Annotated in this window: 14 protein-coding genes; 11 read left to right on the top strand and 3 right to left on the bottom strand. The window is 58.6% G+C overall.

Features of this window, described 5'->3' with window-relative positions; all coding sequences use genetic code 11:
* Positions 1 to 21 precede the first annotated feature (21 nt).
* The 5 genes from cysQ to VR71_RS01305 all read left to right on the top strand — a co-directional run bounded on the left by cysQ (position 22) and on the right by VR71_RS01305 (position 4,784).
* Positions 22 to 819 (top strand): 3'(2'),5'-bisphosphate nucleotidase CysQ, encoded by a 798-nt coding sequence (gene cysQ / locus VR71_RS01325; RefSeq protein ID WP_040651207.1) that lies wholly within the window; start codon positions 22 to 24, stop codon positions 817 to 819.
* Position 820: 1 nt separating this feature from the next.
* A complete protein-coding gene (locus VR71_RS01320; RefSeq protein WP_045680503.1) occupies positions 821 to 1,621 on the top strand; it encodes a 3-deoxy-manno-octulosonate cytidylyltransferase in 801 nt (266 codons plus the stop codon).
* A gap of 196 nt (positions 1,622 to 1,817) precedes the next feature.
* Positions 1,818 to 2,711: a UTP--glucose-1-phosphate uridylyltransferase gene (locus VR71_RS01315; protein ID WP_040650433.1), complete on the top strand. Its 894-nt coding sequence runs from the start codon at positions 1,818 to 1,820 to the stop codon at positions 2,709 to 2,711.
* Between the two features lie 21 nt (positions 2,712 to 2,732).
* Complete coding sequence (gene galE, locus VR71_RS01310) at positions 2,733 to 3,716, top strand: UDP-glucose 4-epimerase GalE (RefSeq protein WP_045680501.1); 984 nt, start codon at positions 2,733 to 2,735, stop codon at positions 3,714 to 3,716.
* A 36-nt stretch (positions 3,717 to 3,752) separates the two neighbouring features.
* Positions 3,753 to 4,784, top strand: coding sequence for a glycosyltransferase family 2 protein (locus tag VR71_RS01305; protein ID WP_045680499.1), 1,032 nt, complete (start codon positions 3,753 to 3,755; stop codon positions 4,782 to 4,784).
* Here VR71_RS01305 and VR71_RS01300 read toward each other — a convergent pair.
* The gene (locus VR71_RS01300) at positions 4,781 to 5,374 is read right to left on the bottom strand and encodes an HD domain-containing protein (RefSeq protein WP_045680498.1); all 594 of its coding nucleotides are present in this window, start codon (positions 5,372 to 5,374) and stop codon (positions 4,781 to 4,783) included. The genes VR71_RS01305 and VR71_RS01300 overlap by 4 nt on opposite strands.
* A 30-nt stretch (positions 5,375 to 5,404) precedes the next feature.
* Positions 5,405 to 6,343, bottom strand: coding sequence for an FkbM family methyltransferase (locus tag VR71_RS01295; protein ID WP_254656385.1), 939 nt, complete (start codon positions 6,341 to 6,343; stop codon positions 5,405 to 5,407).
* Positions 6,344 to 6,490: 147 nt separating this feature from the next.
* Between VR71_RS01295 and VR71_RS01290 the strand changes: the two genes are divergently transcribed.
* From VR71_RS01290 to VR71_RS01275, 4 genes are all read left to right on the top strand, one after another.
* Positions 6,491 to 6,802: a hypothetical protein gene (locus tag VR71_RS01290; protein ID WP_009817022.1), complete on the top strand. Its 312-nt coding sequence runs from the start codon at positions 6,491 to 6,493 to the stop codon at positions 6,800 to 6,802.
* Between the two features lie 70 nt (positions 6,803 to 6,872).
* Entirely contained in the window at positions 6,873 to 8,261 is a 1,389-nt protein-coding gene (ahcY, locus tag VR71_RS01285; protein ID WP_009817021.1) for an adenosylhomocysteinase, read from the top strand.
* Between the two features lie 30 nt (positions 8,262 to 8,291).
* Entirely contained in the window at positions 8,292 to 8,783 is a 492-nt protein-coding gene (locus VR71_RS01280; RefSeq protein ID WP_157046562.1) for a DUF922 domain-containing protein, read from the top strand.
* Positions 8,784 to 8,953: 170 nt separating this feature from the next.
* Entirely contained in the window at positions 8,954 to 9,295 is a 342-nt protein-coding gene (locus VR71_RS01275) for a DUF2853 family protein (protein WP_045680494.1), read from the top strand.
* A 60-nt stretch (positions 9,296 to 9,355) separates the two neighbouring features.
* Here the strand turns inward: VR71_RS01275 and VR71_RS01270 are convergent, their stop codons facing one another.
* Positions 9,356 to 9,832, bottom strand: coding sequence for a MarR family winged helix-turn-helix transcriptional regulator (locus VR71_RS01270; protein WP_045680633.1), 477 nt, complete (start codon positions 9,830 to 9,832; stop codon positions 9,356 to 9,358).
* Positions 9,833 to 10,080: 248 nt separating this feature from the next.
* On the opposite strand from VR71_RS01270, the gene ectA reads away from it, so the two are divergent.
* Together ectA and ectB are read left to right on the top strand one after the other, a co-directional pair.
* Positions 10,081 to 10,599 carry a diaminobutyrate acetyltransferase gene (gene ectA / locus VR71_RS01265; protein WP_045680491.1) on the top strand — a complete coding sequence of 173 codons (519 nt, stop codon included), beginning with the start codon at positions 10,081 to 10,083 and terminating at the stop codon, positions 10,597 to 10,599.
* A gap of 50 nt (positions 10,600 to 10,649) precedes the next feature.
* On the top strand, positions 10,650 to 11,942 hold the full coding sequence (ectB, locus tag VR71_RS01260; protein WP_296429674.1) for a diaminobutyrate--2-oxoglutarate transaminase: 1,293 nt from the start codon (positions 10,650 to 10,652) through the stop codon (positions 11,940 to 11,942).
* Positions 11,943 to 11,947 lie beyond the last annotated feature (5 nt).

The raw sequence follows: 11,947 nt of genomic DNA, 5'->3' as shown, positions 1-11,947 counted from the left end.
TGGCGGCAAAGGAGCGGCGATTTGGAGTATGACAGGCTGATCTCGGTGATGCGCAAGCTGGCGCTTGAGGCCGGAGAACGGATCATGGAGATCTATGAGGCGGATGATTTCGCGGTCAAGGTGAAGTCTGATGCAAGCCCTGTGACCGAGGCGGACGAGGCAGCCGATGCACTCATCTCGGCCGGGCTGCGCGCCGCATTTCCACAGATTGCGCTTGTGACCGAGGAACAAGCCGCGTCTCACAGCGAGACCGCAGCCACGTTTCTGATTGTCGATCCGTTGGACGGAACCAAAGAATTCATCAACCGGCGCGGCGATTTCACCGTCAATATCGCGTTTGTCGAGGCGGGTGTCCCCACACGAGGGGTGGTCTATGCCCCTGCCAAGGGACGGATGTTCTACACTCTGGCGGATGGATCGTCCGTCGAGGAAGAAGGTCCATTCGAGAGGGATGCGCCGGGCAAACTGCGCCCTGTTCGGGTGTCAGAGCCAGACAATAAAGCCCTTATGGTGGTGGCGAGCAAATCGCACCGGGATCAGGCAACCGATGATTATATTGGCAGATACGACGTCAAAGACATGACGAGCGCCGGATCGTCGCTCAAGTTCTGTCTGGTCGCGACCGGCGAGGCCGATCTCTATCCTCGTCTTGGGCGGACCATGGAATGGGACACGGCGGCAGGTCACGCGGTGCTGAATGGCGCTGGCGGTCAGGTGGTGCGCTTTGAGGATCACGCACCGCTGACCTATGGCAAGGCGGGCTTTGCCAATCCATTCTTTATCGCACTCGCCCCCGGCGTTGACCTGAAGGGAGCCTGACATGAGCGTGGCGATTGTCATTCCCGCGCGCTTTGCCTCGACCCGCTATCCGGGCAAACCATTGGTGTCCCTTACAGGCGCGACGGGTGAGGCCAAGAGCCTGATCCGGCGCTCATGGGAGGCGGCCTGTCAGGTGCAGGGCGTGGACCGGGTGGTTGTGGCCACCGATGACGACCGTATTCGACGTGCATCAGAGGCGTTTGGGGCAGAAGTAGTCATGACTTCTGAGGCCTGTGGCAATGGCACCGAACGCTGCGCCGAGGCGCTGGGGGTTCTGGGCGACGGATTTGACATCATCGTCAACCTGCAAGGTGACGCGCCCCTGACACCGCATTGGTTCGTCGAAGATCTGGTGGCAGGGCTGAGCGCCGATGCAGGGGCCGAGGTGGCGACCCCCGTGCTGCGCTGTGATGGGCGGGCACTCAACGGGTTTCTCGAGGACCGGGCCGACGGTCGGGTGGGCGGCACCACTGCGGTGTTTGGCGAAGGGGCACGCGCGCTCTATTTCTCGAAGGAAGTGATCCCCTACACCGCGCGGCGCTATGGTACGGAGGAGGCGACGCCAGTGTTTCATCACGTCGGGGTCTATGCCTATCGCCCGCAAGCGCTGCGCGATTACGCAACCTGGCCCTGCGGTCCACTGGAACAACTGGAAGGCTTGGAGCAACTCCGATTTTTGGAGCGGGGACGCGCGGTGCTCTGCGTCGAGGTCGAGGCGAAGGGGAGACAATTCTGGGAGTTGAACAACCCTGAGGATGTCCCCCGGATCGAGCGGATGATGCAAGAGATGGGGATGGGCTGAACCCCCGAACCGGACCATTGGCGTCGGTGGAATTCTGCCGGAAAGCTGACACATAAGGCAGGCTGCGTGCATTGTCCTTGCCGCGTCGGTGGGAATCTGCAATTTCATAACAATTCGCAACTTTTCCCCTTAACACGATGCAATGGTATTTGCTGTTGTGTAGACTGTGCGGAAAAAAACGAGTTAGGAGCAGGCGATGCGTACGAAGGTTACCAAGGCAATTTTCCCAGTTGCCGGACTAGGAACACGGTTCCTTCCGGCCACCAAGTCAGTTCCCAAGGAAATCATGACGCTCGTAGACCGACCGCTTGTGCAATATGCCATCGACGAGGCGCGCGCCGCCGGGATCAAGGAATTCATCTTCATCACCTCGCGCGGGAAGGGTGCCCTGGAGGATTATTTCGACTATGCCCCGCAACTTGAGGCGGAATTGCGCCGCAAGGGCAAGGATGATCTGCTCGAAATCCTCAAATCCACCAATATGGACAGCGGCGAAGTGGCCTATATGCGCCAGCACAAGCCGCTGGGTCTGGGCCACGCGGTGTGGTGCGCGCGGCGGCTGATCTCGAATGAGCCATTTGCTGTGATCCTGCCGGATGACGTGATCGCGGCAGAGAAACCCTGCCTTGCCCAGATGGTCGAAGCCTTTGAGGAAACGCAGGGCAATATCGTGGCGGCGATGGAAGTGCCGGATTCAATGACAAAGTCTTACGGTATTCTCGATATCAAAGAGGACATGGGGAGCATCGTGTCGACCAAAGGCATGGTGGAGAAACCTGCTTCGGGCACGGCACCGTCAAATCTCGCGGTGATCGGCCGCTATATCCTGACACCCACGGTGTTGCAGAAACTGAACCGCAAACAGGCCGGCGCAGGTGGCGAGATCCAACTGACCGATGCGATCGACGCCGCACGCGAGGATGGCGAAGAGGTTTACGGCTTCCGCTTTCAGGGTCAGCGGTTCGATTGTGGCTCTAAAGCAGGGTTTTTGCAGGCGACGGTAGCCTTTGCATTGGCGCGCGACGATCTGCGCGACGAACTTTGGAATTACATTTCGGATGTCGTGCATTCCGAAAAAGCCGCTCAGTAACAAACCGCAAGGGAGACTGCGGTGACGCATATACTGGTCACGGGCGGCGCGGGCTATATCGGAAGTCACGCCTGCAAGGCATTGGCCGCGGCGGGATACACGCCCATCACCTATGACAATCTCAGCACAGGCTGGCAGGATGCTGTAAAGTTCGGCCCCTTCGAGCAGGGCGATCTGACGGACCGCACGCGTCTGGATCAGGTGTTTGCCGCCTATCAGCCCGTTGCCGTGATGCATTTCGCGGCGCTCAGCCAAGTGGGCGAGAGCATGCAGAATCCGGGTCTATACTGGCACAATAACGTCGCCGGCTCCCTCAGCCTCATGCAGGCGGCGGTCGCGGCGGGCTGTCTCGATCTCGTGTTTTCGTCCACCTGCGCGACCTATGGCGATCAGGATAATGTGGTGCTGGATGAAACCTGCGCGCAGTTTCCGATCAATGCCTACGGGGCGAGCAAGCGCGCGATCGAGGATATGCTGCGCGATTTCGAGGACGCCTATGGGCTGCGCCATGTGATCTTTCGCTATTTCAATGTGGCGGGGGCCGATCCAGAAGCGCAGGTTGGCGAATTTCACCAGCCCGAAACCCATCTCATCCCGCTGATACTGGATGCGATTGACGGTAAACGTGATGCGCTGACGATCTTTGGCACCGATTATGATACGCCTGATGGCACCTGCGTCCGGGATTATGTACATGTCTGCGATCTGGTTGATGCGCATGTTTTGGGCCTGAATTGGCTCGAAAATGGCAAAGAAAGCCGTGTTTTCAATCTCGGGACTGGCACAGGATTTTCGGTGCGTGAGGTCACGGATCAATCGGCGGCGGTGACGAACCGGGCCGTGCCGATCGTCGAGGGGCCACGGCGGCCCGGCGATTGCACGCGGCTGGTGTCGGGGTCGACCCGCGCGGTTGCGGAATTGGGCTGGAAGCCGACGCGTTCGACGCTGCCTCAGATGATCGGCGACGCGTGGCGCTGGCATCAGACTGGACATTACGACAAATAGCGCTGACTTTGCCTATTGGGGGATCACGGAGTCCGCATGGGCAGAGGTGAAAGGATCAGCGATCTGGCGATGGCCTATCGCCTGCGGTGGAGGCGGCGACGCTTGCTCTGGCGCAGCTTTCGCAAAAGACATCAATTGCGCTGTGTTAGAGACGAAACGGCGCAAATCAAACCGGGTGATATCCTATGCTTCAGCACGGTGCGCAATGAGGCGCTTCGTCTGCCTTACTTTCTGGAGTATCACCGGCGTTTGGGGATACGGCATTTCCTGATCGTCGAGAACGCAAGCGACGACGGCACGCGCGAGTATTTGGCCGCGCAGGCGGATGTTTCGCTCTGGACGACGCCAAGGAGCTATAAACTCTCAAGATTTGGGGTTGATTGGCTGACCTGGTTGCAAATGCGGTATGGGCATGGGCATTGGTGCCTGACACTCGATGCTGATGAGTGTCTGGTTTATCCCTATCACGACACACGCCCCCTGCCCGCGCTCTGCGCGTGGCTGGAGGATCAGAAACTGCGGTCCTTTGGCACCCTTATGCTGGATATGTATCCGCAAGGACGACTGTCAAACTATCGCTATCAGGCCGGATTAGACCCGTTTGAGACGCTGTGCTGGTTTGATGCGGGCAACTATTCCATGAAGCGCAAGGCGGATTTGCAAAACCTGTGGATTCAGGGAGGACCGCGTGCGCGGATGTTCTTTGGAGAAGACCCTGCCCGTGCGCCGACCATGGGCAAGGTGCCGCTGGTCAAGTGGGACCGGCGCTATACCTATGTGAGTTCCGCGCATTCGCTGCTGCCCCGGCAATTGAATCATGTCTATGACAGCACAGGCGGCGAGATTACTTCGGGCATTCTCTTGCACAGCAAGTTTCTGAACACGGTGGTCGAGCGCGCCGCAGAAGAACAGGCGAGACAAGAGCATTTTGCCAATAGTAGTCTCTATCATGGCTATTATGACGCCTTGCAGGCTGATCCTGACCTGTGGTGCGAGGGGTCAACACAATTGACCGGGTGGCGGCAATTGGAGGCGATGGGCCTCATGTCGCGCGGCGGCTGGGTCTAGCCGATCTGAGCGATAAGCGCGTGATACCGTGCGGTATAATCTTGTCGGGTCTCGACCGCGGGGCGGAGTGTGATCCTGAGCCCGTGCAGGAGCGCAGGATCAGGTTTGCCAAAGAAACGATCAGCCTCGGCTACGGTAAAGCCTGCGATTTCAGTGGCTTCCATCCACGCACTGATTTTATCAGCCTGCTTGATCTGCTTTTTGATCGCGGGCGGGATCAAAGCGGGAAGACCGAAACGGATGTGAATGGCCGCCGCAAGGCGTTTGTCGAGGTCATCATAGCCCGGCCCGACGGCGTTCTTGACCGGGGAAATCATGTCACCGATCACGTATTCCGGGGCGTCATGCAGCAGTGCCGCAAGCTGCCATTTGGCGGGTGTGGAGGGAGTTAGGCGGGAATAGAGTCTTTCGACCAGCAAGGAATGCTCGGCCACGGAGTAGGCGAAATCACCAAGAGTCTGCCCATTCCAGCGGGCAACAAAGCTGAGACCGTGGGCGATATCCTCGATCTCGATATCAACGGGCGTGGGATCGAGCAGGTCGAGCCTGCGGCCCGAGAGCATCTTTTGCCAGGCGCGGGGTTTGGGCATTGGGCCTCCGGAAATGTTGGACGATCCTGCCTAGCGCGGCTGATCCGGTTTTGCAAAGCCCTGCGCGATCTGTGCCAGAAGCGGCGAGTCGGTGCGGGCGGCGAGGAAGTTGTAGCCCTTGAACGGATCGGTTTTGAGAGCGCGGATTGTGGCGGTGTCGGGCATAGAAGTAAGGCCAGTTTCGGTGGAATAGAGACTGAGTCCCGGCTGCGCCAGCAGATGCGCGCTGACGGTGCAGGCGGGGTCGTTGCCGTGATCCTCGTAGATGAGAACAGAGCCATCGGCCAAGGCGCGGGCGGCGCCGGTGATGGCGGCGATCTCGGCGCCTTCGACATCGAGCTTGATCAGGGCGGCGGTGCCGGGCGGCACGAGATCGTCGATGGCGAGGGTTGTTACAGTCTCGGTCCGGTCCTCTGTCCCGGCCGGGGTATCGCCCATCAGACGGGCAGAGGCATGGCTGAGATGGGTGTTGACGAAGGTCAGAACCTCGCCCGAGGTGGCGTGAATGGCGGCGTGATGGAGGGTGACACCGTACAATTGTGCGGCGTTACCGTACAACCGCTCAAAGGTCTGCGCCGATGCCTCGACCGCGATCACCTGCTCGAAGAGCGGCGCGGCGCGGGTGGTCCAATAGCCCATATTGGCCCCAAGGTCGCAAAAGAGCGGCGTGGCCCCGGCGGCGGCGCGCAGGACTGTGTCAACTTCGGGTTCATAGGGCGCGCGGTAGAGGGCGAAACGGGTCCAATATCCGTCATTGAGGGCGATGCGGTACGGCGCGGCATCGGCGGCATGCAGGGTCACGGCATTCTCTGGATCAAAGAGCCGTCCGAGACCGCGCGCGAAGCGCCCGTAGAGACCACGGGTGACGGCAAGCCGAAAGAGCCCCATCAGGAGGAGGTATTGCACCCGCGCGGCGGGGCTGGAGAAGGTGAGGCGATAGGGTGCTGTCATGGCGACAGAGGTAGGCAAAGCGCGCCCCCTACGCAAACCATAAACACATGCGCCACACGCGCTTGTGCGCGAAAATTTAGTGCAAAACGGGCGACGGATCCCCAAATTAATACCATGGGAACCGGCGCGGCCCTGCGCCAACTCTCAAGTCTGAGGAGAAAAGCCATGTTCAAACGTCTCTGTTCCACTGCACTCATCTTTGGCGCGGCAGCGCTTGCGCCGCCGTCCGCCGATGCTCAAGTGACACCCTGTCTGCCGCGCGGCGATCTGGTCGAACGGCTGGAGGGGCAATTTGACGAACATCTCGTCGGGGGCGGGCTGCAGAGCCCGCAGCAATTGCTGGAGGTGTGGGCCTCTGGCGAAACCGGGAGTTTCACCGTCTTTGTGACCCGGCCCAGCGGCGTGAGTTGTGTCATGGCCACTGGTCAGCATTGGCACACTGCGCCGCCACGCCGTCCCGAGGAAGTCGGGGGCTAATCGCGCATTGCCCAAAGTGGGGGTGAGTGCTATCTGCCTTGCAAAATCGTCATGCAAGGAGCCACTTCAGATGGCAAAAGATTACATCGTCAAGGACATCAACCTCGCGGCATATGGGCGCAAGGAACTGGATATTGCGGAAACCGAAATGCCCGGTCTGATGGCCCTGCGCAAGGAATATGGCGAGGCCAAGCCGCTCAAGGGTGCGCGGATCGTGGGCTCTTTGCACATGACCATTCAGACCGCAGTGTTGATCGAGACGCTGGTTGATCTGGGGGCTGATGTGCGTTGGGCGTCCTGCAACATCTTTTCCACGCAGGATCACGCGGCGGCGGCGATTGCCGCAGGCGGCACCCCGGTGTTTGCGATCAAGGGGCAGAGCCTTGAGGAACATTGGGATTATCTCGACAAATCCTTCATGTTCGAGGATGGCCCGAACATGATCCTCGACGATGGCGGCGATGCCACGCTCTATGTGCTCTTGGGTGCGCGCGCCGAAGCCGGTGAGGACATCATCCCGGTTCCCGCCTCGGACGAGGAAGCGGTGATCAAGGCGCAGATTGCCAAGCGCATGAAAGCCAGCCCCGGTTGGTTCACCAAGCTGCGCGATCAGATCAAGGGCGTGTCCGAGGAAACCACGACCGGCGTGCATCGTCTCTATGATCTGCATAAGAAGGGGCAGTTGCCGTTTCCGGCGATCAATGTGAACGATTCCGTGACCAAGTCGAAGTTTGACAACAAATATGGCTGTAAAGAGAGCCTTGTGGACGGTATCCGCCGCGCCACCGACACGATGATGGCGGGCAAGGTTGCCGTGGTCTGCGGCTATGGCGACGTGGGCAAGGGATCTGCGGCCAGCCTGAGCGGGGCCGGGGCGCGCGTCAAAGTGACCGAAGTCGATCCGATCTGCGCGCTGCAGGCGGCGATGGACGGGTTTGAAGTGGTCGTGCTGGAAGATGTGGTCGGGAGCGCCGATATCTTTATCACCACCACCGGCAACAAGGACGTGATCCGCATCGAGCATATGCGCGCGATGAAGGATATGGCGATCGTTGGCAATATCGGCCATTTTGACAATGAAATTCAGGTGGCAAGCCTGAAGAACCATAAATGGACCAATATCAAGGAACAGGTGGACATGATCGAGATGCCCTCGGGCAACCGGATCATTCTACTGTCGGAAGGGCGTCTGCTGAACCTTGGCAATGCCACCGGACACCCCTCGTTCGTGATGTCCGCGTCGTTTACCAATCAGGTGCTGGCGCAGATCGAGCTTTGGACCAAGGGCGAGCAATATGGCAACGAGGTGTATGTCCTGCCTAAACATCTTGACGAGAAAGTTGCTCGGCTGCATCTTGATCGCATTGGGGTCAAGCTGACCCAATTGCGGCAGGATCAGGCGGATTATATCGGTGTTGGCACCGATGGTCCGTTCAAGCCTGAGCATTATCGGTATTGAGCATTTAGGTAATTGGATAGGAGACCGATGTTGAAGAAATGTATTCTTAATGTCGGGATCCTAGCCATTGGTCTGATGTTTGCGGTTTCTGGTGGAACACCTGCTCAGGCAAAACCAAAAGTAACCGAAACCATCAAGACCTATGCGGTATCGGCCACCTCTCTCCAAGGTTTGATACAGGAAATGGATCAAAAAGGCCCCAAGACCTATTGGGCCTTTACGGAGTGGTATGTGCGGTGGACCGGGGATTGCAAACTCAGCGTTACGGTGGACATTACCCTGCCGAAACACAAGAATCCGGAAAAAATGCCCGCTGATCTGCGCCAGAAGTTCGACACCATGCTTGCCGCGCTCACAGCGCATGAGCGCCAGCATGGCCGTCACGGTATCGAGGCCGCCCAAGAGATTGAACGCGCCGCCTGTGTCGGCGGTGACGCAATCCTCAAGAAGTACAACGCCATCGACGTCACGTTCGACAAGAAAACCGATCACGGTCGCAAGCAGGGCGTGGCGCTAAACTAGATCCTTGCCCACTGTCATCGGCGGATTCTGTTGGGTTCTCGCCCATGGGGAGCGTTTAGGAAAATTTCCCTTTGTATGGCTAATAACCCCGGCTATCGTGCCGAGAGCGTCATTTGTGAGGCTTGGTGAAACGATGGGCCGGTCATTCGCCGGAAAAAGGGAGAAAATTGATGGGAAAGCGTGACGACCTGATCGCAAAATACGCCGACGATCTGCGTAACAAGTGCGGGATGGAACCGGATATGGACCTGCTGACCAAGGTAACGATTGGTTGTGGTCCGGCGATTTACAACGCAGATTCCTCGACGGTCGCGGGCGGCCAACCGGCGGAATTGGAAACGGTCAAGACGAATTTCCTCGTCAAGAAACTCGGGTTGGCGGATAGCCCCGCGCTGATGGATGCGATCAATCAGGTGATCGAGACCTATGGCAAATCCGAACGCAACAAATATCGCGCGGTCGTCTATTACATGCTGACCAAGCATTTCGGCAAGGAATCGGTCTATCGCTGAGGCCTTGACCCGTCATTGACAGAAGCGCCCGCCGATGTGGTGGGTGTTTTTGTTTGTCGCTCAGGAATGGTTCCGAAAGTCGCTGGTATCGAGCACCGGGGCCGCGTCGAGATCCTCGGCATCGAGCAGGGTGGCGACCCGTTCAAGCGATGCCACAAGCTGCGCCTGCTCCCAATCCTCGAGCGCCTCGAACTTGCGCACATAGCGCTGTTGCAGGGCGTCGGGGGCGCGCCGGATGGTATCGCGCCCGGCCTCTGTGATCACGATATTGGTCTGGCGGCGATCCGTCTGAGACTTTTCGCGTGTGACCACGCCGTGTTTCACCAATTTATCCACCAAGGCCGTGATGGTCGCCTGAGACACGCGCATCTGCTGGGCAATCTGGGTCGCGGTGCAGCTGGTTCGGTCCGCAACGATCTGAAGCACACGGAATTGCACCGCTGTCAGCCCGGCAGCGGTGGCAAGTTTGCGCCCATAGATTTCGGTCGCGCGCAAAATGCGACGCAGGGCGATCAGGCTTTGGTCTGTGCGGTCCATGCGGGCCCCTCTTGTGATGGCTGTAATGGTTGCAAAGCTGTCGCTCAATTGCAATTTCATTCCTCCTAAGAAAAATTATTTAGTTTGCTAAATAAATATATAGGGTATTTTGTGTAGAAAAATAAGGGCTTTCTTGATAAAACCGCGCTCAGCACGTTAAAATGACTCCGAAGGTTGATTTCTAAGCTTCGATGATATATTTAGTTACACGAAGCAAATAGAGAGGTCACGCACCCATGCGACATGCAATGGAAATGTTTCGGAAAGCCATGCCAACCCTGCGCAAGCCCTCGTCAGAGGATGGCGCAGCGATTTGGGAGCTGATTCAGGCCTGCAAGCCGCTCGATGAGAATTCGATGTATTGCAATCTGATCCAATGCGATCATTTCCGTGACACCTGCATTGTGGCCGAGTTGAACGGTGACGTTGTTGGCTGGGTGTCGGCCTATATCCTGCCGGATGACCCCGAGACGTTGTTTGTCTGGCAGGTTGCCGTATCGGAAAAGGCGCGGGGCACCGGGCTTGGCACGCTGATGCTGCGTGGCCTTCTGTCGCGCGAGAACTGCAAGGGCGTGAGCCGGGTGCAGACCACGATCACGCGCGACAACGGTGCAAGCTGGGCGCTGTTCCGCAAGTTTACCGATCTCAACGACGGTGAGCTGTCGAGCACGCCGTATTTCTCCAAGTCGCTGCATTTCAACGATCTGCACGACACCGAATACATGGTCACCATTGCCATGAAAGAGCGGATGAAGAAGGCGGCCTGATCACAGGCCCCCTGCCCGCCCTCTCTCCCAATCACATGAAGGAACACGTTATGACGACTGACATGTCAGCCGATCTTGCTATTTTTGAACGCCGTGAATCAGAGGCGCGCAGCTATTGCCGCAGCTTCCCCAAGTCGTTCGTCAAGGCGAAGGGGGCGGAGCTGACCGACGCCGAGGGTCGGACCTATATCGACTTTCTGGCGGGCTGTTCCTCGCTCAACTACGGCCACAATGACCCCGATATGCAATCCGCGTTGATCGCGCATATCACCGCCGATGGGATCACCCATGGTCTGGATATGCACTCTGATGCCAAAGCGGATTTTCTGCGGGCGTTCGAGGATATCATCCTGACGCCGCGTGGGATGGATTATAAGGTGATGATGACCGGCCCCACCGGCACCAACGCGGTCGAGGCCGCAATGAAGCTGGCACGCAAGGTCACGGGGCGGCGCAATATCATCGCCTTTACCAACGGATTTCATGGCATGACCATGGGTGCGCTGGCGGCCACCGGGAATGCGGGCAAGCGCGCGGGCGCGGGTGCTGTATCCTTTAGCGATGTGGCGCATATGCCCTATGAGGGTGCGTTCGGCGAGGGCGTGGACAGCCTGCGGATCATCGAGGAAATGCTGAGCAACCCGTCAAGCGGTGTTGATGCGCCGGCGGCGTTCATCATCGAGCCGGTGCAGGGCGAAGGCGGGCTGAATGCCGCCTCGACCGCTTTTATGCAAGGCGTTGCGCGGCTGGCGAAAGAGCATGGCGCGCTGCTGATTGCCGATGACATTCAGGCGGGCTGTGGGCGCACGGGCACCTTCTTTAGCTTTGAGACGATGGGCATTGAGCCGCATCTTATTCCGATGGCCAAAAGCTTTTCCGGCATGGGCCTGCCCTTTGCAGCGCTCTTGATCAAACCGGAGCATGATATCTGGGGACCGGCAGAGCATAACGGGACGTTCCGGGGCAATACCCATGCCTTTGTCACCGCGCGTGTGGCGCTTGAGAAGTTCTGGACGGATGATGCGTTCCAGAAATCTATCGCCACGAAAGCCGAGATTCTGCGCGATGGGCTGGAGCGGATCGCGGATGCGATCCCCGGCGCGCGCCTCAAGGGGCGGGGCATGATGCAGGGGGTCGATGTTGGCCGAGGTGACCTGGCCTCTGCGATTTGTGCGCGCGCCTTTGAAAAGGGGCTTATCATCGAGACATCGGGTGCGCATGATGAGGTGGTCAAGGTTCTGGCCCCGTTGACCATCCCCGAGACAAGCTTTCGCAAGGGGCTCGATATTCTGTTCGAGGCCGCGCGCGAAGTCACTCAAACCCATAAACTTGCTGCGGAGTAACAAGA

The sequence above is a fragment of the Roseovarius sp. BRH_c41 genome, from assembly GCF_000961715.1.
Lineage (GTDB): Bacteria > Pseudomonadota > Alphaproteobacteria > Rhodobacterales > Rhodobacteraceae > Roseovarius.
This window is presented reverse-complemented; position numbering and strand designations above follow the sequence as displayed.

What these genes read in the sequence shown, in the direction of transcription:
- VR71_RS01320 (WP_045680503.1), top strand. Translation starts at nt 821, where the DNA reads ATGAGCGTGGCGATTGTCATTCCCGCGCGCTTTGCCTCGACCCGCTAT.
- VR71_RS01315 (WP_040650433.1), top strand. Translation starts at nt 1,818, where the DNA reads ATGCGTACGAAGGTTACCAAGGCAATTTTCCCAGTTGCCGGACTAGGA.
- VR71_RS01305 (WP_045680499.1), top strand. Translation starts at nt 3,753, where the DNA reads ATGGGCAGAGGTGAAAGGATCAGCGATCTGGCGATGGCCTATCGCCTG.
- VR71_RS01300 (WP_045680498.1), bottom strand. Translation starts at nt 5,374, where the DNA reads ATGCCCAAACCCCGCGCCTGGCAAAAGATGCTCTCGGGCCGCAGGCTC.
- VR71_RS01290 (WP_009817022.1), top strand. Translation starts at nt 6,491, where the DNA reads ATGTTCAAACGTCTCTGTTCCACTGCACTCATCTTTGGCGCGGCAGCG.
- ahcY (WP_009817021.1), top strand. Translation starts at nt 6,873, where the DNA reads ATGGCAAAAGATTACATCGTCAAGGACATCAACCTCGCGGCATATGGG.
- VR71_RS01275 (WP_045680494.1), top strand. Translation starts at nt 8,954, where the DNA reads ATGGGAAAGCGTGACGACCTGATCGCAAAATACGCCGACGATCTGCGT.
- VR71_RS01270 (WP_045680633.1), bottom strand. Translation starts at nt 9,832, where the DNA reads ATGGACCGCACAGACCAAAGCCTGATCGCCCTGCGTCGCATTTTGCGC.
- ectA (WP_045680491.1), top strand. Translation starts at nt 10,081, where the DNA reads ATGGAAATGTTTCGGAAAGCCATGCCAACCCTGCGCAAGCCCTCGTCA.
- ectB (WP_296429674.1), top strand. Translation starts at nt 10,650, where the DNA reads ATGACGACTGACATGTCAGCCGATCTTGCTATTTTTGAACGCCGTGAA.